The 23,438-nt window shown below is 72.8% G+C and carries 12 protein-coding genes and 2 pseudogenes; 12 read left to right on the top strand and 2 right to left on the bottom strand.

What is annotated here, in order from left to right:
* The first annotated feature begins 82 nt into the window (after positions 1-82).
* From Phou_RS12040 to Phou_RS54950, 9 genes and pseudogenes are all read left to right on the top strand, one after another.
* Positions 83-427, top strand: coding sequence for a hypothetical protein (locus tag Phou_RS12040; protein ID WP_173056135.1), 345 nt, complete (start codon positions 83-85; stop codon positions 425-427).
* Positions 376-816 (top strand): Asp23/Gls24 family envelope stress response protein, encoded by a 441-nt coding sequence (locus tag Phou_RS12035; RefSeq protein ID WP_246273506.1) that lies wholly within the window; start codon positions 376-378, stop codon positions 814-816. The genes Phou_RS12040 and Phou_RS12035 overlap by 52 nt, the downstream gene beginning before the upstream one ends.
* A 49-nt stretch (positions 817-865) precedes the next feature.
* Complete coding sequence (gene icmA / locus Phou_RS12030) at positions 866-2,536, top strand: coenzyme B12-dependent isobutyryl-CoA mutase large subunit (protein ID WP_246273505.1); 1,671 nt, start codon at positions 866-868, stop codon at positions 2,534-2,536.
* A 13-nt stretch (positions 2,537-2,549) separates the two neighbouring features.
* Positions 2,550-3,401: an ABC transporter ATP-binding protein gene (locus tag Phou_RS12025; RefSeq protein ID WP_173056134.1), complete on the top strand. Its 852-nt coding sequence runs from the start codon at positions 2,550-2,552 to the stop codon at positions 3,399-3,401.
* A 265-nt stretch (positions 3,402-3,666) separates the two neighbouring features.
* On the top strand, positions 3,667-5,592 hold the full coding sequence (locus Phou_RS12020) for an FtsX-like permease family protein (protein ID WP_173056133.1): 1,926 nt from the start codon (positions 3,667-3,669) through the stop codon (positions 5,590-5,592).
* The gene (locus Phou_RS12015; protein ID WP_173056132.1) at positions 5,487-6,671 is read left to right on the top strand and encodes an FtsX-like permease family protein; all 1,185 of its coding nucleotides are present in this window, start codon (positions 5,487-5,489) and stop codon (positions 6,669-6,671) included. The genes Phou_RS12020 and Phou_RS12015 overlap by 106 nt, the downstream gene beginning before the upstream one ends.
* Entirely contained in the window at positions 6,668-9,670 is a 3,003-nt protein-coding gene (locus tag Phou_RS12010) for an ABC transporter permease family protein (protein WP_173056131.1), read from the top strand. Before Phou_RS12015 ends, Phou_RS12010 begins: the two co-directional genes overlap by 4 nt.
* Before the next feature lie 58 nt (positions 9,671-9,728).
* The gene (locus Phou_RS12005; protein ID WP_173056130.1) at positions 9,729-10,643 is read left to right on the top strand and encodes a tetratricopeptide repeat protein; all 915 of its coding nucleotides are present in this window, start codon (positions 9,729-9,731) and stop codon (positions 10,641-10,643) included.
* Positions 10,644-10,651: 8 nt separating this feature from the next.
* Positions 10,652-11,555, top strand: a pseudogene (locus Phou_RS54950) (arginase family protein); the annotation flags it as partial.
* A 2,851-nt stretch (positions 11,556-14,406) separates the two neighbouring features.
* Here Phou_RS54950 and Phou_RS11995 read toward each other — a convergent pair.
* A complete protein-coding gene (locus Phou_RS11995; RefSeq protein ID WP_173056129.1) occupies positions 14,407-16,311 on the bottom strand; it encodes a penicillin-binding transpeptidase domain-containing protein in 1,905 nt (634 codons plus the stop codon).
* A gap of 139 nt (positions 16,312-16,450) precedes the next feature.
* On the opposite strand from Phou_RS11995, the pseudogene Phou_RS11990 reads away from it, so the two are divergent.
* The 3 genes and pseudogenes from Phou_RS11990 to Phou_RS11980 all read left to right on the top strand — a co-directional run bounded on the left by Phou_RS11990 (position 16,451) and on the right by Phou_RS11980 (position 22,606).
* Positions 16,451-21,377: pseudogene (locus tag Phou_RS11990) on the top strand (NAD-glutamate dehydrogenase).
* A 56-nt stretch (positions 21,378-21,433) separates the two neighbouring features.
* Positions 21,434-22,093, top strand: a complete 660-nt coding sequence (locus Phou_RS11985; protein WP_173056128.1) for a GNAT family N-acetyltransferase — start codon at positions 21,434-21,436, stop codon at positions 22,091-22,093.
* A gap of 141 nt (positions 22,094-22,234) precedes the next feature.
* Positions 22,235-22,606 (top strand): nuclear transport factor 2 family protein, encoded by a 372-nt coding sequence (locus tag Phou_RS11980; protein ID WP_173056127.1) that lies wholly within the window; start codon positions 22,235-22,237, stop codon positions 22,604-22,606.
* Here Phou_RS11980 and Phou_RS11975 read toward each other — a convergent pair.
* Positions 22,598-23,437: a helix-turn-helix domain-containing protein gene (locus Phou_RS11975; protein ID WP_246273503.1), complete on the bottom strand. Its 840-nt coding sequence runs from the start codon at positions 23,435-23,437 to the stop codon at positions 22,598-22,600. The two genes, Phou_RS11980 and Phou_RS11975, sit on opposite strands and share 9 nt — an antisense overlap.
* Position 23,438 lies beyond the last annotated feature (1 nt).

Here is a 23,438-nt window from a genome sequence, read left to right as displayed (position 1 = left end):
GGCGTCACGGCACTCCCCGCGTTCGCCCGCGGCGGGTACGCTCCGGTCCCAGTGGCCTGCCAGCGACACAGGGGGAGATGTCATGACCGACGTAGCGGCTCAGGTGCCGGCACAGCGCCAGGAGAGCAAGGCCGACGAGACGATCGTCGAGGCGCCCGCGACCACCACTTCGGCCTCTTCGGCGATCGCCCCTTCGGCGGTCCTGCCGGCCACCACGCCGGCGCCCGCCGCGACGCCGTCCGCCGCGCCCGCCTCGTCGCCCTCCGCGGGCAACGGCACCGTCGCGCAGATCAGCGAGCAGATCAACGACGCCGTCGACCGGGCCGGTGACGCGGTCGAGCGGGCCGCCGCGGCCTCGGGCGGGTCGCCTCGCAGGTGGTCGAGCGCCTGCGCAACAACGCCGAGCTGGCCGCCGAGCGTGGCATGACGTCGATCGCCGACGAGGTGGTCGAAAAGATCGCCGGCATCGCGACCCGCGAGGTCCCGGGCGTGTACGACCTGGGTGGCGACGTCGCCCGCTTCTTCGCCAACGTCAAGGAGCGGATCGGCCTCGGCGACGCCGACGAGGACGCCGACCGCGGCATGTCGGTGCGGCTCGAAGGGCGCACCGCGGTCATCAACATCACGCTCGTGATCGAGTACGGGTTCGTGGTCCACTCCGTGACCGAGAAGGTCCGGGCCAAGGTGATCAGTTCCGTGGAAAACCTGCTCGGCCTCGAGGTCACTGAGGTAAACATCAGGGTGGACGATGTGCACGTCGACGACGCCGGCCCGGTCGGTGGCGACGAGGCGCGGGCGGCGGGATACCAGCCGTAAACATAGGCAACCTTAGCGATCGTTCAGGGTTACCTCTAGACTCTCTTGCATGAACGCCGAGGAGATCGCGGCGGGCCGGGAGCGGTGGCAGGCCCGGTACGACGCAGCCCGCAAGCGCGACGCCGACTTCACCACGCTCTCCGGCCTGGAGGTGGACCCGGTATACGGTCCGCCCCCGGTGCCGACGTGCCCGGGTTCGAGCGGATCGGGTGGCCGGGGAGTACCCGTACACCCGCGGTCTCTACCCCACCGGCTACCGGGGCGCACCTGGACGATCCGCCAGTTCGCCGGCTTCGGCAACGCGCGGCAGACAAACGAGCGCTACAAGATGATCCTCGGTGCGGGCGGCGGCGGGCTCTCGGTCGCGTTCGACATGCCGACGCTCATGGGCCGCGACTCCGACGACCCGCAGGCGCTCGGCGAGGTGGGGCACTGCGGCGTGGCGGTGGACTCCGCCGTCGACATGGACGTGCTCTTCGACGGCATCGACCTCGCCGCCACCACCACGAGCATGACCATCTCCGGGCCCGCGGTGCCGGTGTTCTGCATGTACCTCGTGGCCGCCGAGCGCCAGGGCGCCGATCTGTCCACACTGGACGGTACACTCCAGACGGACATCTTCAAGGAGTACATCGCGCAGAAGGAGTGGCTCTTCGAGCCCGAGCCGCACCTGCGCCTGATCGGCGACCTGATGGAGTACTGCGCGCACAACATCCCGCGCTACAAGCCCCTGTCGGTCTCCGGCTACCACATCCGCGAGGCCGGCTCGACCGCCGCGCAGGAGCTGGCGTACACGCTCGCCGACGGCTTCGGCTACGTCGAGCTCGGCCTGTCCCGCGGCCTCGACGTCAACCTGTTCGCGCCCGGCCTGAGCTTCTTCTTCGACGCGCACGTCGACTTCTTCGAGGAGATCGCGAAGTTCCGGGCGGCCCGCCGGATCTGGGCGCGGTGGCTGCGCGACGTGTACGGCGCCACCGACGAACGAGCCCTCTGGCTCCGCTTCCACACGCAGACGGCCGGGGTGTCGCTGACCGCGCAGCAGCCGGTGAACAACGTCGTGCGCACCGCGGTCGAGGCCCTCGCGGCGGTGCTCGGCGGTACCAACTCGCTGCACACAAACGCGCTGGACGAGACGCTCGCGCTGCCCACCGACGAGTCGGCGGAGATCGCGCTGCGCACGCAGCAGGTGCTGATGGAGGAGATCGGCGTCACCAACGTGGCCGACCCGCTCGGCGGCTCGTGGTACGTCGAGGCGCTCACCGACCGCATCGAGGCCGAGGCGGAGGAGATCTTCGCGAAGATCAAGTCGATGGGCTCGGACGGCACCATCACCTCCGGCATCCTGCGCGGCATCGAAGACGGGTGGTTCACGGGGCAGATCGCGGAGGCCGCGTTCGTCTACCAGCAGGCGCTGGAAAAGGGCGACAAGCGCGTCGTCGGCGTCACCCACCACACCGGCACGGTGACCAAGCCGCTGGAGATCCTGCGCATCTCGCACGAGGTCGAGCTGGAGCAGCGCAAGCTGCTGGCCGGGCGGCGCGGCGAGCGGGACAAGGCGGCGGTCGACGCGGCCATCTCCCGGATGGTCGACGTGGCCCGCACCGACGCCAACATCGTGCCGGCCATGCTCGACGCCGTGCGGGTCGAGGCAACGCTGGGCGAGATCTGCGACGCCCTCCGCGCCGAGTGGGGCGTGTACCGGGAGCCCGCGCGATTCTGACTTTGCCGCTTTAATGGGTGCCGTGACGGGATTGGCGGTGGCTTGCCGGCGGGTGGTGCACATCTACCGCGCCGAGGGCGGTGACGTCGTGGCGTTGTCCGGCGTCGACCTGTCCATCAACCCGGGCGAGATGCTGGCCCTCGTCGGCCCGTCGGGATCCGGCAAGTCCACGCTGGTGGCGCTGCTCGGCGGCCTGATGCGGCCGTCGGCGGGGCGGGTCAGCGTCGGGACGTACGACATGGGCAAGCTCACCGACGCGGAGATCTCCCGGCTGCGCGGCACCGAGATCGGCGTGGTGCTGCAGGGCGCCGCGCGCAACCTGCTGCCCTACGCGACGCTGCACCGCAACGTCTGGCTCGCCCAGCGCCGCGCGGCGCACACGGCCGGCATCGAGCTCGACGACCCGGAGCGGATCCTCGACCTGGTTGGCCTGCGTGGCAAGGCGTCCGCGAAGATCGGCGACCTGGCGCCCGGCGCGCGGCAGCGGGCGGCGCTCGCGGTGGGCATCGCCGCGTCGCCCGGCCTGCTGCTTGTCGACGAGCCCACCAGCCAGCTCGACACCCACGGCCGCGACGAGGTGCTCGGCGCGCTGGAGACGGTCAACGCCGAGCGCGGCACCACGATAGTGGTGGTTACACACGACGCCGAGGTGGGCGCGCGGCTCGGGCGGGCGGTGACGATCCGCGACGGCCGGGTGGGCGCCGAGGGGCGCGACGGCCAGGACTTCGCGGTGGTGGCCGGCGACGGCACGGTCCAGCTCCCGCCCGAGGTGCTCGGCGAGTTTCCGCCCGGCACGCTCTTCACCGTCGACCACGTCGACGGCTCGGTCACCCTGGTCGTCGGCGGTAGCCAGGCCGAGTCGTGAGGCTGCTGGCTCCCTTGTGGCATAACAGATCCGGATTTGCCCCGGTCCGCGCCAGTCGCTGACCGTTTGCTCCCGCGGGCAACGCGGAGGGCGGCGGCTCGCCAGGGCTCGCCGAGATCCCCGCCCTCCGCTGCCGGGTCCGTGGATCAAGCCCGGAATCGTCACTCACGGTGCCGTCCGGGCCTTCTGCTGCCCGGGCCAGGGCTGAGACTGGGTGGGCTTTCGGGATCGAAATTCTTGGCATCGCCGGTTTATGGTCTTGCGCATGCTTGCGGTGGTGCTGGGCGCGATCCGCGCGCGTCGGGCGCAGGCCGCCACGTTGTTCCTGCTGACGGCCGTCGCCGTGGCCGCCGCGACCGCCGCCCCGTGGTATGTGGTTTCAGCCGCCCGCTCCGTCGCCATCGCCGACGTCACCGGCGCACCGTCCAACCAGCGCGTCGTGCTGGCCACCGCGCGGGTCGACAACGACCCGGCCGCGACGGCCAAGGTGCGGGCCGAGGCGGGGCGGGTCGTCGACATCGAGGGCGGCAGCGGCACCGCGTCGGTGCGGGTCTCCGGCGAGCTGGCGCGCGAGGGCCTCAAGCAGGCCGCCACCGTCGCCGCCCGCGACGACATGTGCGCACACCTCACGCTCGTGGGCCGCTGCCCGGCGGCGCTTGGTGAGGCGGTGGTCAGTGACCGCACCGCCACCCGGCTCGGGGTGGCTGCCGGCGACGTGGCGGTGTTCACCGTGCTCGGCAAGGCGCCGATCGAGCTGCGCATCACCGGCACCTACCAGCTGCGCGACCCCCTGGGTGCGTATTGGGCGGTCAGCGTGCTCGGCCGCGCCAGCGGCACCGACACGGCCGCCGGCGCGGGCGACCCGGTCCTGACGACCGTCGAGACGGTGGCCTCCGCGGATGCGGCGGAGATGTTCGCCGAATACCACGTTGTCGTGCCGGTCGAGGCATACCTGGGCATCGACGGCTACGACCTGGCCGCCGAGATCGACCGCCAGCAGGCCTCCGCCGGCGCGCAGTGGCGGGTGGAAAGCCGCGCGCCGGCGCTGGTCAGTCGGGTCGAGCGCGAGCAGTGGCTGGTCAACCTCGGTGTGAGCGTCGCGGCGGTGCAGCTTCTGCTGCTCTGCTGGTTCGCGCTGTTCTTCGCCGTGCGGCACAGCGCCGAGCAGCGCCGGCCCGACATCGGCTGGCTCAAGCTCCGCGGCGGTGCGCGGTGGCGGGTGTGGGCGCTGGTCTTCCAGCAGAGCGTGCTGCCGATGCTTGCCGGCGCGGTCGCCGGCGCCGTGGCCGGCGTCGCCCTCGCCCAGCTGCTCGGCGAGGTGGACCCCGACCGCACCGGGTTCGCCGCCTCGCTCTCGCTGGCGGCCGGTGGAGCGGCGGTGCTCGGCGCGTTGATCGCCGCGGTCGCCGCCGACCGGTCCGGGATGGGCGCCGGCGTGATCGACCTGCTTCGCCACGTGCCCGCGCGGCGCCGCGGCTGGCGGGCCGACGTGATCGACCTGGTCGTCGTGGTGGTCGCGGTCGCTGGGGTCTACCAGGCGTATGTCACGGATCGCGATCCCGGCCAGTCCACCGGCCTCGTGCTCGTCGCACCCGCGCTGGTGGCGCTCGCCGTGGCACTTGTCGCGGCCCGCGCGATCGCGCCGCTGGCCGTGCGGGCCGGCCACCGCGCGCTGCGGGCCGGGCGGCTCCCGCTCGCGATGGCGGCCACGCACCTGGCGCGGCGGCCCGGCACGCACCGGGTGTTCGCGCTGCTCGCCGTCTCCGTCGCGCTGCTGGGCGCGGCAGCCAGCGGGTGGTCGGCGGCGGCCACCGCCCGCGAGGAGCGGGCCACCCACGACATCGGCGCCGACCGCGTGCTCACCGTCCAGGCGCGCAGCCGCGCCCACCTGCTGGCCGCGGTCCGGGCCGCCGACCCCGGTGGCACGCAGGCCGCCGCCGTCGTGCGCAACGGCACGGGAGAGGCCGGGCAGGTGGTGCTGGCCGTCGACACGGAGCGGTTCGCGCGGGTCGCCAGCTGGCAGGGGAGTACGGCGCACAGCTCGCCGATATCCTCGGGCGGCTGCGGCCCGCCACGCCGGAAGCGGTGCACCTCCGCGACGGTCCGCTCGCGCTGGACGCCGAGCTGCTCAAGGCGGGTGAGCCGCTGCGCGTGGTGCTGCATCTGGTCACGGCCGCCGGCGCCCCGCTGACCGTCGACTTCGGACAGTTGGCGGCCGGCCGTCGCTCGTACCAAATGGATCTTTCGGGTTGTGGCGGCGAGTGCCGGCTGGCCGCCCTCGAGCTGGCGTCCCTCGCGGAGGGCGGCGATACACCCCCGGACCGCCCGGTCCGGTTTCACAGCCTGACCAGCGGAGGCGCCGCAGTGCCCGCGCTTGTCGACGTGAGCCGGTGGCGCGGCCCGGCGCGGGTCGACGGGCAGGGTCCGACGGTGTCCGCCGCAGACGGTGCGGTGGACCTGACCACACCCCCGGTCGCGTCCCGGCCCGGCGTCGACCGGACCGGGTTGGCCTACCTCGTCGACTCGCCGGTGCCCCTGCCCGTGGCGCACACCCGGCTGGCCTCGGCGAGCGGGGATCCCGGCGATCCGCGGCTCTCGCTCTTCGGCGGCGACGAGGTTCCGGTGCGCTTTTCCGGCGCGGTCACCGCGCTGCCGAGGGTGCAGGCGCGCGGTTACCTTGTCGACCTTGAGTTTGCGGACCGCCTCGCGGCCGACCCCGGCCTCGGTGACGAGGCGCAGGTGTGGCTGGCCGACGGCGCGCCCGACACGGTCGTCGACCGCCTGCGCGAGCAGGGGCTTGCCGTGCACGCCGACGACTCGATCGACGCGGCCCGCGCGCGGTATGGCGAGCAGGGCCCACCCCTCGCCCTCCGCTTCCAGCTCCTCGCCGGTGCGCTCGGCGTCTTCCTCGCCGCGCTCGCGCTGGCGGTGGCCGCCGCGGTGGAGCGCCCCGACCGCGCGGCCGAGCTCTCCGCCCTGCGCACGCAAGGCCTGTCGCGGCGGGCGGTGCGCCTTATCGGATACGGGGGCTATGCGGTGCTCGTCGTCGCCGGCGTGGCGATCGGGATCGGGGCGGCGGCGTTGGGCGGGACGCTGGTGGAGGCGGCGGTGCCGGTGTTCGTTGACGACTGGGCGGTGCTGCCGGTGGCCACCGGCCCGCGGGCGCCCGCTCTCGCCCTGGCCGCGCTGGGCGGCCTCGTCGTGCTCGGCTTCACCGGCGCGGTGGCCGCCAGTCAGCTTGTGCGGGCGACGGGCGGTGGCCGCCGGTGATCGCGCTCGTCTTCTCCATGCTGGCCGCCCGCAAGGCGCAGGCCGTCGCGGTGATGCTGCTCAGCCTCTTCGCGGTCGGCGCGGCCGTGGCCGGCCCGACATACCTGCGCGCCGTCGACCGCGCCGTCGTGAAGACCGAGGTCGGCGAGTCCGACCGCGTGGAGCAGACGGTCAGCCTGTCCGCGTTCGTGGGCGACGAAGAGGCGGTCACGTCGGAAGGCTTCGACTCCGTCGTGCCGCGGGCGCTCGACCTGCAACGGTTCGAGGTCGTCTACTCGGCGTCCTACGTCGTGCTCGGCATGGAGCCCGACCCCAACGTCTCGTGGCTTGTCTTCCGCTCCGACGTCTGCCCGCACCTGCGGATGGTCGCCGGCCGGTGCGTGATGGCGACCGGTGAGATCGTGCTCGGCGAGGCCACCGCGCGCCGCCTCGGCCTCGGGCCCGGCTCGACGATCAACATCACCTCCGCCACCTACAGCGAGCCCGCCCGCCGCTACGTGCCAGCCGGCCCGCCTGCCCTGCTGTCGGTCGTCGGGGTCTACAAGCCGCTCGACACCGCGAATGTCTACTGGGGACGGACGGGGTACTTCGCGCCCGGCAGCGCCGACAGTGAGCGTGAGCCGATCTTCGTAAACCGGCAGACCGCCGACGGCGTCGTGCACCCGCAGGACATGCGCTCGGTGGAGGCGGTGCCCGGGCCGGGCGCGCTCGACGCCGACCACATCGGGAGGGTCCGCGCCGACCTCGACGACCTGCGCGAGGAGCTGACCGGCGGCACCGGCGGGTCGCAGGCGTTCTTCGCGCAGCTCAACACCGAGCTCGGCGCGCTGCTCGACCGCATCGACGGGGCGCAGGTGCTGGCCCGGCGGGTGGTGCCGGTGGCCGCCGTGCCGCTGGTCGGGCTCTGCTGGTTCGTCATCTTCCTCGCCGTGGCGTACGGGACGGCCGGCCGCCGCCACGAGCTCGGCCTCGTCGCCCTCCGCGGTGCGCGTGGTCCCGTGCGCTGGTGGCTGAGCGCGGGCGAGAGCACGCTCGCGATCCTGGTCGGCGCCCCACTCGGCTACCTGGCCGGCACGCTCGCGGTGTGGCTGGCGGCCAGGGCCCGCTTCGGCGGCGGAGAGCTGACCCTGTCGGGCGAAGCCCTGCCGTATGCGGCGCTCGCCGCCGGCGGTGCCCTCCTGGCCGCCCTGCTCGCCCAGCGCCAGCAGCTCGCCAGCCCGGTGGCCGATCTGCTTCGGCGGGTGCCGGCCCGGGGCGGCAGCTGGCGTTCCACCGCGATCGAGGCGATCGTCGTCGTGCTCGCCGTGGTGGCGGTCTTCCAGCTGCGCGGCTTCGAGGGCGAGCTGGTGGGGCTGTCGCTTCTCGTGCCGTCGCTGGTCGCGGTCGCCATCGCGCTCGTCGCCGCCCGCCTGCTCATGCCGCTTGCCGGCCGGCTCGGCACCCGCGCGCTGCGCCGCGGCCGCCTCGGCCTCGCGCTCGGCACCCTGCACGTGGCCCGCCGCCCCGGCAGCCACCGCCTCTTCGTGCTGCTGGCCGTGGCGGTGTCGCTGCTCGGCTTCGCCGCGATGGCGGTCGACGTCGCGGCCCGATCCCGTGCCGAGCGGGCGTCCGTCGAGACCGGCGCCGACCGGGTTGTCACGGTCCTGCCGGTCGACGCGGGCAGGCTGCTCGCCGCGGTGCGCGAGGTCGATCCCGACGGGCGCTATGCGATGGCCGCGGCCGTCGTGCAGCCCGCCACGCCCGCCGGCCGCCCGATGCTGGCAGTCGACACCACCCGGCTCGGGCAGGTCGCGGTGTGGCGGCCGGAGTTCGGGCCGAGTGCCGGCGAGGTAACCCGGCTGCTGCGGCCGGCCACCCCCGAGCCGTACGTGCTGCGCGGCACCCGCGTCACCGCCGTCCTCGAAAGCCCCGCCCTGAGCGAGGGGCAGCTGCGGGTCGCGGTGTCACTGCGGCCGCTCGACGGGAGCCCGACGGTGCGGATGACGTTCGGCGTGCTCGACCCGGGCGTGCACACGTACACGGCGGAGGTGGGCTCCTGCGCCGGCGGCTGCCGCCTGCTCGGCTTCGACGCGATCTACGCGCGGAGCGGCTCGGAAAAGACTTCCATGGTCATCCGCGAGCTGCCCGGCCTCGTCTCCACCGAGCAGCTGGCCACCGGGTGGAAGGGCACCGCCGCGGGCGACGTCACGCCCGGCCCCGGTGGGCTCGCGGTCAGCGTCACCGCGACCGGCGCGCGGCAGCAGACCTGGGTGCTGGCGCCGGACGTGCCCACGCCGCTGCCCGTGGTGCCGGCCGGGCAGCTGCCGGACACGGTGGCGCTGACCGGGCTCGACGCCGACCGTCCCGTGCCGCAGGTCGTGTCCGAGGCGACCACGCTGCCGCGACTCGGCGCGCGCGGGGTGCTGACCGACCTTGAGTACCTCGAACGCCAGACCGTCGGTGGCACCCGCCTGACCGACCCGCAGGTCTGGCTGCGCCCGGACGCCCCGGCCGACGTCACCGACCGCCTCGCCGAGCAGGGCCTTGTCATCGCCGGCGACGACACGATGGCCGAGGCGCGGGCGCTGCTGGACAAGCGGGCGCCGGCGCTGGCGATCTGGTTCCACCTGCTGGCGGCCGGGTTTGCCGTGCTGCTCGGGCTCGGCGGTCTCACCCTGATGGCGGCCGTCGACCGGCGGCGCACCACCGACGACATGCGCGCACTCCGCCTGCAAGGCCTGCCCGCGCGGGCGGTGGGGCGGTCCGCGCTCTGGAGCTACCTGCCGGTGGTCGCGGCGGCGCTGGTGACCGGCGCGGTGGCGGCCGTCGTGGCGTGGTGGGTGGCCGGCGGATACCTGCCCGTGTTCGTGGACGACTCGCTCGTGCTGGCGCTGCCCCGGTGGCCGTCCCCGTCTGCCGCGGCACTGCCCGCGCTGCTCGCCGCGCTTGGCTTCATCGGCGCGGCGGTGGGCGTGGCGGCGGCGCTGCGCCGCTCCGTCGCAAGAGGCACTTTGGGGTGATGGCGTTGCAGCGCTGGGTGGGTTCGACTGGACCTCGCGCGTGCGAGACTAGGGAACCATGAGCGACCCACGGACCACTCCGTCGATCTTCACCCGCGGCGCGGTCGACCTCAGCGCGCTGCGCAGTCCCGCACCCACCCCGAGCCGCACCGAGGCGCCGGCCCGACAAGGCGCGCCTGGCGGACCGCCCGGCGGTGGCGCTGCCACTGTGATCGACGTCACCGAGGCCACGTTCCAGACAGAGGTGCTGGAGCGGTCGCTCACCGTACCGGTAGTCATCGATTTCTGGGCCGAGTGGTGCCAGCCCTGCAAGCAGCTCTCGCCGATCCTCGAAAAGCTCGCCGTCGAGGGTGGCGGCACGTGGGTGCTCGCCAAGGTCGACGTCGACAGCAACCCGAGGCTCGCGCAGATGTTCCGCGTCCAGGGCATCCCGATGGTCTACGCGGTGGTGGGCGGCCAGCCGGTCGACGCGTTCACCGGCGTCGTGCCGGAGACGCAGCTGCGCCAGTGGATCGACGCGGTGCTCAAGGCGGGCGGCGTGCAGCCGCCGACCGCGCCCGAGGACCCGCGGCTGATCGACGCCGACGACGCGCTGATGACCGGCGACCTCGACACGGCCGAGCAGGCGTACAAGAAGATCCTCGCCGAGTCGCCGGCCGACGCCGCGGCCGAGGCCGGGCTGGCGCACGTCGCCCTCGCCCGCCGGGTGGTGGGCGTCGACCCGCGTGCCGCGCTCGCCGACGCCGAGGCCAAGCCCGACGACGTGCCCGTCCAGCTGCTCGCGGCCGACGTCGAGGTGCTCAGCGGCCTCGCCGACGAGGCGTACAAGCGGCTGGTCGCCCTGGTCCGCCGCACGTCGGGCGACGAGCGCGAGGAGATCCGCAAGCATCTGCTGTCGCTGTTCGCGATCGCCGGACCTGACGACCCGGCGGTCTCCAGCGCGCGGCGGGCCCTCGCGAGCGCCCTCTTCTAGTGCCGCCCATGCGCCGCATCGCCATCCTCGACGCACCCTCCAACCTCGGACTGCGCCCGCCGACCGAGACGTCGGTGCCAGGCTGTGCGAAGGCGCCCGGCGCACTGCGCGACCACGACCTGGTGGCCCGCCTCGCCGCCCGCGACGCGGGCTGCCTGACCCCACCGCGGTACGACCCGGGCGACTGGCGTCCGGGCGACGGGGTGTGCCACGCCGAGCAGATCGCGGCGTACTCGGTGGCTTTGGCCGACCGCATCGGCTCGATCATCGACGGTGGCGAGTTTCCCGTCGTGCTGGGCGGCGACTGCTCCATCCTGCTCGGCTCCGCCCTGGCGATGCACCGGCTCGGCGAGGTGGTGGGTGGCCGCATCGGGCTGGTGTTCGTCGACGGCCACTCCGACTTCCGCCACCCCGGCAACGCCTCTTACGTAGGCGCCGCGGCCGGCGAGGACCTCGCGCTCGCCACTGGCCGCGGCCAGGCCGACCTGGCCGGCATCGAGGGGCGCCGCCCGTACTTCCGGGACGTCGACGTGGTCGTGCTGGGCATCCGCGCCCAGGATGAGTACCGGCTCGACCTCCAGGCGGCGGGCATCATCACCCGCCCGGTGCCCGCCCTCCGCGTGGAGGGCGCGGCCCGCACCGCCCAGTGGGCCCGCGACCAGCTGAGCGACTGCGCAGGCTACTGGGTGCACATAGACGTGGATGTGCTGGACCCCGCGGTGATGCCCGCGGTGGACGCCCCAGACCCGGGCGGCATCGCGTTCGCCGAGCTGGAGCTGCTGCTGAGCGGCCTGGTGGACACCCCGCACTGCCTGGGGGTGGAGCTCACTGTCTTCGACCCGGATTATGACCCGGACGGCTCGTACGCGGCCGAGATCGTCGACACCGTGGTGGCCGGCCTGTCACCCGTCCGCATGGCCGACCCGCTCCCGCTCCCGCCTCCGTCGCCCACTGCCGCTCCCGTCGTGCTCTCGCCGGTGGCGGATGCCGGTGAGGTCGGGGCGCCGTCCGGCGGCTCTTCCGGGTCGGCGGCGGCTGGGCTTCCGCCCGGGTCCGCAGGCGCGCCGCCCGACGCTGGCGACCTCTCGCCTGACGCTGGCGACCTGTCGCGGGAGGCTGGCAGCTTGTCGCCCTCGGCTGGTGGCTCGCCGTCCGAGGCTGGCCGGCCAACGGCGGAGGCCGGATGGCTCACGCCCGAAACGACTGGCCCGTGGCTCGACTCCGGCTCTCGCCCGCCCGAGCCCCGTGGTCCCTGGCTGGAATCTGACCGGGATTCGCTCGAGGACGATGACCTTTCGGCGGGCGTATCCCCCGAGGCCGGCGGCCCCTGGCCCGACGCCGTCACGCCTTCGCCCGACGCTGGCGAGCCGTCGCCCGACGGTCCCTGGCCCGAGGACGGCACCTCCTCGCCCGATGCTGACGGCGCCGCGGCCGAGACCGACGAGCCGGACACCGACGACTCTCCGCTGGAGCCCGCCCACGTCTCCCACGACGCCGATCCATCCTCGCCGGAAGCCGGCCGACCGTCGCCGGACGGTGGTCGACCTTCGTCCGAGACGGGTGGGTCTTCGTCTTCGCCCGAGGCCGGTGGGCCTTCGCCGGAGGTCGGTGGGCTTTCCCCCGAGGCCGGCGGCGCGGAGGGTGCCACCCAGGATGGCGCTCCCGTCACCGCACCGTCCGATGTGGAGGCTGCCGACGCTGACGACACCGAGCCGTCCACGGCCGTGTCGGCGCCCGCCGAGGTCAGGCCCGTCCCGGTCACGCCGTCGGCGCGCAAGCCATCGCATTACGAGTCCGACACGGCCTCGATAACCTCTGCCGCCCACGCGGCATCGGCCTCCGCGACATCCAGCGCGGGCACCGCGCCATCCGTCCCACCGCTGCTCGGCGACAGCGCCGCCGCCGAACTGTTGGCCGCTGCCGCCGCGGCTGCCGGCATCCGCAAGCCTCCCGCCGCCCGCAAGGCCCCGGACGACAAGCCCACTGTTTCGCAGTCGGCTGCGGGGCCGGAGCCCATCGGTTCGCGGCGTGAGCCCGCCGACCCGCCGTTGGACGCGGAGTCGGAGCCCATCGGTTCGCGGCGTGAGCCCGCCGACCCGCCGTTGGACGCGGAGTCGGAGCCCACCGGTGCGCAGCGTGAGACCGCCGCCTCGCAGATGGGTGCGGAGCCGCCGCAGCCCGGCGACGACGAAAAGCCCGACCCCGCCAAGGCGGACGACAAAGCTGCAGGGCGCACGATGCCGGAGCGGGACTCGGCCGGGCGGTTCAAGGCCGCGTCGGATTCGGGGGCGTCGCAGAAGGGCGGCCTTGACCCGGCACGTCGGGCGAGGGATGAGGCGGAGTCGGGCCAGCCGGACCAGGCCGATCCGGAGTCGCGTCCCCGTGGCCGTCCCGGGTCGGACTCGACGTTGCGCCGCAAGGCCGAGTCGGCGTGGATGGGCGTCTCGGCCGACCTCGCCGCGCGGAGGGGCACGCCCGCTGAGCGGGCCGCGCGGCGGGCGGGCGAGGTGGGACCGTTCGGGCTGCGGAGGGACGGTGACTCGGAGCCGGCCGCACCGCGTAGCGACGACGGCGAGCCGGGGCCGGCGAAGCTGGGCCGCGGCGATGACGTTCCGGGACTGCCAAACCCCCGCCAGAGCGACGAGGACCGCCTGCCGGCGAAGCTGCGCCGGGCCGACGACGATATGGGGCTGGGCAGGCTGCGGCGGGGCGGCGACGGTGACCCAGGGTCGGGTGGGCTGCGTCGGGGCGGCGATGACGACCTGGGGCCGGGCAAGCTCCGCAGGGGCGGCGACGACCAGCGGCCAGGCGGGCTGCGACGCGGCAGCGACGACGACCCAGGGCCGGGCAGGCTGCGACGGAGCGGCGACGACGACCCAGGGCCGGGCAGGCTGCGACGGAGCGGCGACGACGACCCAGGGCCGGGCGGGCTGCGACGGAGCGGCCACGACGATCCAGGGCCGGGCGGGCTGCGGCGGAGCGACGACGATCTGGGGCCGGGCGGGCTGCGACGCGGCAGCGACGACGACGCAGGGCCAGGCAGGCTCCGACGGAGCGGCGACGAGGACCACGGGCCAGGCAAGCTGCGGCGGAGCGACGACGACCAGCGGCCGGGCGGGCTGCGGCGGAGCGCCGACGATCTCGGGCCGGGCAGGCTGCGCCGGGGTGGACAGGCCGAGTCGTCGTGGAAGGACGATGAGGCCCAGCCGCCCGCGGACGAGGACGCGCAGGCGGAGCCGGCGGACTTGGGGGCGAGGGACAACGGCGAGGTGCCGGAACCGCGTCCACGGCCGGGTGGGGGGACGTCCGTGCCGGCGTTCGAGCCGTTTGGCCCGCCAGCCAAGGCGGGGCCCGGTCGCCTGCGCCGCCCCAAGAAGGGCCTGCCGGGCGAAAACGCCTAGACCTTGATCGGCGCGGCCCGGGCCGAGGCAGGGCCTGGGTCGAGGCACGAGGCAGAACGCGGGCCGAGGCAGGGCGCGCCGCGAGGCAGGGCGCGCCGCGAGGCAGGGCGCGCCGCGAGGCAGGGCGCGGCGCGAGGCAGGGCGCGGCGCGAGGCAGGGCGCGGCGCGAGGCAGGGCGCGGCGCGAGGCAGGGCGCGGCGCGAGGCAGAGCACGGGACGAGGCACCGCCAGGGCGAGGCAGGGCGCGAGGCGACGCCAGCGCGGATCGCCTCGCGGTTGCCGTTAAAGCCGGCCCCCAAAACGCAAACCCCCAAAAGCGTGCGGCCGGATCCCCCAGATCCGGCCGCACTATCAGGGCAAAGTCAGGCGAGGCCGCGCAAGAACCTCTCCGCTACCGGCACCGAGCTCTTGCCGCTGTCGCCGCCCTTCTCGACGAAAACGGCGAACGCGATGTCGCCCTGCCACCCCACCCACCAGGCGTGGGTGTTGGCCGGATTGTTGTCGAACTCGGCGGTGCCGGTCTTGCCGTACACCGGCTCGCCCGGAACGTCCTTCAGCGCGGACCCCGTGCCCTCCGTGACCACCTCGCGCATCATCGTGCGGACGGCCTCGACCGATCCGGCGTTGAGCTCGGGGCCGGGCGCGGCCTTCTCCGCCGGCGCGGGCTCGGTCAGGATCGTCGGCTGCTGCCACTGTCCGCGCGCCACCCCGGCCGTCGCCGCCGCCATCGCCAGCGGGCTGACCACCGTCGTGCCCTGGCCGAACGAGGCCGACGCGCGCTCCGTCGCCGAGCCGCCGGTCGAGACCTTGCCGCTGAACGCGTCGATGCCCAGGCTCCACTTGCCCTCCAGGCCCAGCGCGCGGCCGGCGGTGGCCAGGCCGTCGTCGCCGAGTTTGGGGGCGAGGCCGATGAAGGCGGTGTTGCACGAGCGGGCGAAGTCCACGCGGAACGGGACGTTGCCGAGGGCCATGTCGTGCGAGTTCTTGTACGAGCGGCCGTCCACCGTGGCGTTCTTGGGGCAGTTGACCTTGGTGTCGAGCGTCACCGCGCCCTTGTCGAGCAGGGCCAGCGCGGAGACCATCTTGAACGTCGACCCCGGCGGTACCGACGCGTCGAACGCGAGGTTGACGTCCCCCGTGTTGGCGACCGCGGCCACCGTGCCGTCGTGCACCCGCACCGCGACAAGGGCGGCGGGCTTGCCGGTGCCGCGAAGCGCGTTGTCTGCGGCACGCTGGATCTTCGGGTCAAGGGTGGTCTTCAGCGGGGCACCCGGCTTGGGCTCGGCCCGGAACACCTCCGCCACCTCCTCGGTGGTCTTTTCGGTGCCTTCGCCGCTCTTTCGCACGATCTTGACGATCTGTCCGCTGCCGCCGCGTAGCTGGTCGTCGTACCGCTCCTGCAGCCCACCGTGCCCAACCACATCACCCACGACGTACTTGCCCGGATTGTTGTCGATGTCCTCTTTCTGTACCGGGTCGACGGTGCCGAGCAGCGCGCGGGCAAACTCGCGGGTGGGCGCCAGATAGCGGTTCTCGTCGCGGTACCGCGTGCCGGGCAGTGCCTGGAGCCGGTCCCGGACCTTCAGGTACACCTCCTTGCGGAGCGTGACCACGTCGACGAAGTGGGTCGGGTCAGCGGCGGCCGCGCGCGCCGGGAGGTCGGCCAGGTCGACGTCGACCTGTGCCGACTTGAGGATCTTGTCCAGGTCCTTGACCAGCTGCTCCATGCCCACCACCCGGCCTGGCTCGATGCCGACCACGACCACCGGGCGGGACTCCACGATCGCCTTGCCCGCGGCGTCGAGGATGGGCGCCCGATCGGAGGTTTCCCGTTCGATCGCGAACTCGTCACCCTGTGTGAGTTTCTCCTGGACGACCTTGGGCTCCCAGATCACCTGCCACTTGTCGTCGCTGCTCTTGTTGAGGCGGACGGTGGTCGGGTACGTCCAGTGCGCGCCGCCCGGCAGCGTCCAGTCGACGTTGACCGTGCTGGTGGCGATGTCTTCGGTGACCGACGGCTCACCCGTGCGGGTGAGTGCCGGCGGGGTGGTCGCGAGCGCGCCCGAGAGCGCCTTGATCTCGGTCACCACGTCGGCGGCCGGGATCTTCTGCCCGCCCGGGTTGATGAAGCCCACCGCGTCGAGATTGCCCGAGCGCCACCCGGACAGGAACGCGTCGACGCTCTTTTCCGGCCCATCATCGCTTCCGCAGGCGGTTAAAACGCCCGCGGCCAGCACAATCGCCGCCACCCCGTAAGTCACACGCATGCCGTGACGGTAGTACGGGCCCCGAGGGCACCGGAGCCCCGCATGGTGCCTATACCGCCTAGGCCCGGGTACTTGGGAAGGGCCTAGTCTGAACAGAGACGGCCCACAGCGTGGTGGGTCGAGGGGGGAGCGTGCACCCATGGTCCGGCGAGCGGACACATCTTCGGCCGACCGGATCGGCGCCGGCGCGAGCGTCGACACCATTTCGGATGGTCCGCTCCCAGAGTTACCGAGTGTCGACGAGGTGGAGGACGCCGAGATCGACGAGCCGGTGCCGAGCACGGAGCGCCTCGTCGCACAGGCCGTGGCGCTGGCCGGCGACGACCTCGACTCGGCGGCGCTCGTCGACAGGTTCTGGCGGTTCGCGCCGGACGAGGAGCTGATCGGATACACGGCGGCCGAAATGCTCGGCGCCGCGCGCAGCCACCGCGAGCTGGCCGAGCAGCGGGTGCCGGGCGAGCTCAAGCTGCGGATCAGCGAGCCGGACGCGGCCGACGACCACACCGTGATCGAGATCGTCACCGACGACATGCCGTTTCTCGTCGACTCGGTGACCGCGCTGCTGACCGCCCACCACCTCGACGTACACCTGCTGGTGCACCCGCTGATCGTGGTGCGCCGCGAGCCGCTCGGCAAGCTGGCCGAGGTCGCCTCCGAGGTCGAGGCCGACGACGCGATCGACGGCGACATCGTCGAGAGCTGGATGCACATCGAGGTCGACCCGGTCCGCGACGCGGTCGCCCGCGACCAGCTGCGCCGGGAGCTGCAGCGGGTGCTCACCGACGTGCGCGAGGCCGTCGAGGACTGGCCGAAGATGCGCCGCAGGGCGACGGCCATCGCCGACCAGCTCGCCGCCGCGCGCAACACCCCGGACCGCCCGCCGGTCCCCGAAAAGGACATCACGGACTCCGTCGAGCTGTTGCGGTGGTTGGCCGACGACCACTTCACCTTTTTGGGGTACCGGGAGTACAGGCTCGTCGACGGCGAGGGTGACGAAAAGCTGCTGGAGGCGGTCATGGGCACCGGCCTCGGCATCCTGCGCCAGGATCAGACCACGCCGCGAGTGATCTCCTCGATGACGCCGGAGGCGTACGAGAAGGTGCTGGAAAAGCGCCTCTTGATCATTACGAAGGCCAACTCGCGCGCCACCGTCCACCGCTCGGCGTACCTGGACTACATCGGCATCAAGATGTTCGACGCGGCCGGTGACGTGATCGGCGAGCGGCGCTTCCTCGGCCTGTTCTCCACGGCGGCGTACCGCACGAGCGTGCGCGACCTGCCCGTCGTGCGCCGCAAGGTGACCGAGGTGCTCGACCGCTCCGGCCTCTCGCCGCGCAGCCACTCCGGCAAGGACCTGCTCCAGATCCTGGAGACGTACCCGAGGGACGAGCTCTTCCAGATCAAGACCGACGACCTGTACCACGCGGTCATCGGCGTGCTGCGCATGGCCGGCCGCCGCCAGTTGCGCCTCTTTCTACGGCGCGACGGGTACGGGCGTTTCATCTCCTGCCTCATCTACCTGCCGCGCGACCGCTTCACCACGCAAAACCGGCTGAAGATGCAGGAGATTCTGCTGCGCGAGCTCAACGGCATCGGCGTCGACTACACCACCCGGGTGACGGAGTCCACGCTCGCCCGCGTCCATTTCATCGTGCGCACCGAGCCGGGCAACCCGCCGGGCGAGGTCGAGCCGGACGCGCTCGCCGAAGAGCTGGCCGACGCCACCCGGCTGTGGGAGGACGACTTCCGGCTGGTGCTGGAGCGCAAGCTCGGCGACGAGCAGGCCAAGCGCCTCTACCACCGGTACGCGGAGGCGTTTCCCGAGGGGTACAAGGACGAGCACGCCCCGTTCGAGGCGGTCAAAGACCTCGCCAAGCTGGAGCTGCTCGACGAGCCGGGACAGCTGGAGATGCACCTGTTCCGCAAGGACCAGGACTTCGGCAACGTGCGGTTCAAGATTTACCGGTACGGCGAGCCGATGGTCCTCTCCGCCGTCCTGCCGGTGCTGCACTCCCTGGGCGTCAAGGCGATCGACGAGCGGCCGTACGAGCTGGGCCGCCTCGACGCCGCCGTCTACCTGTACGACTTCGGCCTGGCGCTGCCCGAGGCACACCGCGACCTCGGCGAGGTGCGGCCGCACGTGGAAAACGCGTTCGCGGCCGCGTGGCGGGGAGAGGCCGAGGTCGACGGCCTCAACGAGCTGGTGCTGCGTGCCGGGCTGACCTGGCGGCAGGTGGTGGTGCTGCGGGCGTACGCGAAGTACCTGCGCCAGGCGGGCACCTTCTTCTCGCAGCGGTACATGGAGACCACGTTCATCGAAAACCCGGTGATCGCGGGGCTGCTGGTGCGCCTCTTCGAGACCCGCTTCGCGCCCCGCCCCGCGCTGAGCGACCAGGAGCGCGAGGAGCGCAGCACCGAGCTGATCGAGGAGATCGGCAAGCAGCTCGACGCGGTGGAGAGCCTCGACCAGGACCGCATCCTGCGCTCGTACCTGCGGCTGATCCAAGCCACCCTCCGCACCTCCTTCTTCCAGCGCGGCAGCGAGCAGCGGCCCAAGTCGTACATCGCGTTCAAGCTCGACCCCCAGGCGATCCCGGACCTGCCGGCGCCCCGGCCGAAGTTCGAGATCTTCGTGTACTCGCCCCGCTTCGAGGGCGTCCACCTGCGCTACGGCCCGGTGGCGCGCGGCGGTCTGCGCTGGTCAGACAGGCGTGAGGACTTCCGCACCGAGGTGCTCGGCCTGGTCAAGGCGCAGTCCGTGAAAAACGCGGTGATCGTGCCGGTGGGCGCCAAGGGCGGCTTCGTGCTGAAGAAGAAGCCGGGCGACCGTGACGAGGCGGTGGAGTGCTACAAGCTCTTCATCAACGCGCTGCTGGACGTCACGGACAACATCGTCGGCGGCAAGGTCACACCGCCGCGAGACGTGGTGCGCCACGATCCCGACGACACGTACCTCGTGGTGGCCGCCGACAAGGGCACCGCCACGTTCTCCGACATCGCCAACGAGATCTCGGTGCGGCGCGGGTTCTGGCTCGGCGACGCGTTCGCCTCCGGCGGCTCGGCCGGCTACGACCACAAGAAGATGGGCATCACCGCCCGCGGCGCGTGGGAGTCGGTCAAGCGCCACTTCCGCGACCTCGGGGTGGACACGCAGACCCAGGACTTCGCGGTGGTCGGGGTCGGTGACATGTCCGGCGACGTCTTCGGCAACGGGATGCTGCTGTCCCGCCACATCAAGCTCGTGGCCGCCTTCGACCACCGGCACATCTTCGTCGACCCGACGCCGGACCCTGAAGCCTCCTATGTGGAGCGGCGGCGACTGTTCGAGCTGCCGCGCTCGTCGTGGGCGGACTACGACGCCACGCTCATCTCCGAGGGTGGGGAGTCTTCCCCCGTACCATGAAATCCATCCCGATCACGCCGCAGATGCGCGTGGCGCTCGGCCTCGACGAGGGTCTGCAGGCCCTCACCCCGCAGGAGCTCATGCGCTCGATCCTGCTGGCGCCGGTCGATCTACTGTGGAACGGCGGGATCGGCACCTACGTCAAGGCGGCCGACGAGTCCAACGTGGACGTCGGTGACAAGGCCAACGACGCGATCCGGGTCAATGGTGGGCAGCTGCGCGCCAAGGTGGTCGGCGAAGGCGGAAACCTCGGGCTGACGCAGCGGGGACGGGTCGAGTTCGCGCTCAAGGGCGGGCACATCTACACCGACTTCATCGACAACTCGGCCGGTGTCGACTGCTCCGACCACGAGGTCAACATCAAGATCCTGCTCGGCGGCGCGGTCGCCGACGGCGATATGACCACGCCGGAGCGGGACGCGCTGCTGGCCGAGATGACCGACGAGGTCGCCGAGCTGGTCCTGCGGGACAACTACGACCAGGCGTGCGCGCTGGGCAACGCGCGGGCGCAGGCCGACTCGCTGCTGCCCGTGCACCGGCGGATGCTGACCGAGCTGGAGCGCACCGGTGGGCTCGACCGCCAGATCGAGGCGCTCCCCACGGACGAGGAGCTGGACGTGCGGGCGAGCGGGCTGACGACGCCCGAGTTCGCGGTGCTGCTCGCGTACGTGAAGATCGCGCTGGAAAAGGAGCTGCTCGCCGACCCGATCGCCGACGAGGAGTGGGTGGCGGACGTGCTGGTCGAGTACTTTCCCACGCCCCTGCGCGAACGCTGCTCCGGCCGCATGGGCGGGCACCGGCTGCGCCGCGAGATCGTGGTGACCCAGCTCGTCAACGAGGTCGTCAACCGCGGCGGCACGTCCTTCGTGTTCCGGGCCATCGAGGAGACCGGTGCCTCGGCCGCCGACATCATCCGGGCGTACGTGGTGGTGCGCGAGGTCTTCGGCCTCCGCGACCTCTGGGCGGCGGTGGAGGCACTGGACAACCGGGTGTCGACGTCCGCACAGACAATGATTTACCTGGAGAGCCGGCGGCTGCTCGACCGTGCCGTGCGGTGGTTGGCCTCCTCGCGACGGTCCCCATTGGACGTGCCCGGCGAGATCGAGCGGCTGCGCCCTGGCATCACCACCCTCCTGCCCAAGCTGGAGACGCTCTTCCGCGGCACGGAGCGGGACACGCTGCGCGCCCACGCCTCCGGGCTCGCCTCGCACGGCCTGCCCGAGCCGCTCGCCGAGCAGGCCACCCGCCTCGTGTACGGCTTCGGCCTGCTCGACGTGGTGGAGGTCGCCAACCGCACAGGCCATCAGCTGGACCGGGTGGCGGAGGTCTACTTCGTCCTGTCGGAACTGTTCCGGGTCGACGAGCTGCTGTCGAAGATCTCGCTGCTGCCCGGGAAGATCGGTGGCAGACGCTGGCCCGCATGGCGCTCCGCTACGACCTGTACGCCGCGCTCGCCGCGCTCACCGCGGAGGTGCTCAACTCCACGCCCGACGACGTGGCGGCACCGCAGCGCGTCCGGGCCTGGGAGGAGGAGAACGCCTCGTCGATCGCCCGCACCCGCAACGCGATCGGGGAGTTCGGCGACTCGCGGGCCGACCTGGCGGCGCTTTCGGTACTCCTGCGCCAGATCCGCACGCTCGTCCGGACCGCCGCAGCGGCGTGATCCGGACCACAACGAGGCGCGCGTGGTGAGCCGCTGGACAGGTAAAGTCGTTGGCGATGCTCGATAAGCGCCTATACCACCACCTCGTGACCTGGCTGGGCCAATGGCCCGCCGGTCAGCCGCTGGTTGTCGTCGGCTCCGAGCGGCGCACCCAGCCGGCTTGGGACGGCAAGCTCTACCCGATGGTGGGTGTCGGCGCACCGGGCGGCACGGTCATCTCCGTGGCACCGACCCGCGCGGCCGCCGCGCGGGTGCTCGCCGACCAGCCCCTCGACGACCTGCTCGCCAAGCTGCCCACGGCACTCGGCCTCGACGACGGGCGCCGGGCCTACCGGGGCGTGTTCCGCTACTCGCTGGAGCCCGAGGCGATGCCCGACGCCGGGGAGTGGCTGCCGCACGACCACGCCGTGGTGCCGGAGTGGCTGTGGCCGTTCGGCGGCGACGTGCTTGTCGCCCGCGACCCCGACACGGGGGCATACCTTGCCGGAGTGGGCATCAAGCGCCACGACTCCCACGGCAACGAGCTGTCCGTCGGCACGGAGGAGGCCGCGCGCGGCCGAGGCCTGGCCCGCCGGCTCGTGGCACAGGCCGCGCGGCGGGTGCTCGACGAGGGCGCGGTGCCGACCTACCTGCACGCTTTCGACAACACAGCCTCGGCGAAGGTGGCGGAGGCGGCCGGCTTCCCCGACCGCGGCTGGACCGTCTACGGCGTTTAGCAAAATTTGAGCTACCGCGACGCCCGTCGTGGTCCAGACCGTCGCTCCCGCGGCCTCACCGTCCGCGGTTGGTCGCGGGTTCCAGCCCGCTTTACCTGGGTGGTAATCGACGGGTCCGCGGCGCCGTGACAGGGTCGGATCATGAGTGATTTCAAGGAACTCGCCGACCGGTACATCGCCACGTGGAACGAGCCGGACGCCGACGCGCGCCGCGCCGCGATCGCCGCGCTGTGGGCGGAGGACGGCACCTACATCGACCCGCTCGCGTCGGTGGCCGGGCACGACGGCATCGGTGCGGTCATCGCCGGCGCGCGTGAGCAGTTTCCCGGGTTCACGTTCCGCCTGCTCGGCCCGGTCGACAGCCACCACGGGATCGGCAGGTTCGCCTGGGAGCTGGTGCCCGACGCCGGCGGTGAGTCCGTAGTGGAGGGATCGGACGTGGCGGTCCTGGACGGTGACGGGCGAATCCTGGGCGTCTACGGCTTCCTCGACAAGGTGCCCGCGTCACAGTGACTGCAGGTACTTCCTCGTCTCCTCGTCGGCGGGGAAGAAGCTCTCGATGACGAGCTCGGCGACGGTGATGTCCAGCGGCGTGCCGAACGTCGCCGTCGTGCTGAAGAACGCCAGCTCCCGCTCCCGGTGCCGCAGCCGCAGCGGTACCGCGAAATCGCCCGGGCTCTGCTGACTGGCTCGCTCCGGCCCCGGATGCCGGCTCAATCCGGGCTGGTCGCTTCGCGTCCAGCTCCGGGTCGAGCCAGCCCCGGGGTCGGGCACCTCGCCGCCGGGGTAGCCGCGCAGCTCCTCGTAGAGCGCCGCGAGCTCGTCGTCGCCGGCGACCAGCTGGCGGCGCAGGCGTTCGAGCAGGTGGGCCCGCCACTCGGGCAGGTTGGCGACACGGGGCGCCATCCCGTCGGGGTGGAGGGTGATCCGCATGACGTTCGCCGGCGGGGCGAGCAGGTGCGGGGCGACTCCCTCGGTGAGCAAGGCCACGCTGCTGTTGGCGTCGACAAGCTGCCAGCCCCGGTCGACCACCACCGCCGGGTACGGCTCGTGGCCGGCCAGGATCTGCCGGATCGCCGCGCGGACGGCGGACAGGTGTGGCGAGTCGAGGGGTGCCGCGGCGTAGGCGGGCGCGTAGCCGGCCGCCACCAGCAGCTCGTTGCGCTCGCGCAGCGGCACGTCGAGGTGCTCGGCCAGGTGCAGCAGCATCTCGCGGCTGGGTGCCGCCCGGCCGGTCTCCACGAAGCTCAGGTGCCGCGTGGAGACCTCGGCCTGGATGGCCAGCTCGAGCTGGCTGAGCCGCCTCGTCTGGCGCCACCGGCGCAGGAGCTGTCCGACCGTCACA

The organism is Phytohabitans houttuyneae (assembly GCF_011764425.1).
Lineage (GTDB): Bacteria > Actinomycetota > Actinomycetes > Mycobacteriales > Micromonosporaceae > Phytohabitans > Phytohabitans houttuyneae.
Note: the sequence above shows the minus strand (reverse complement) of the source record. Positions and strands in the feature narration are given on the sequence as shown.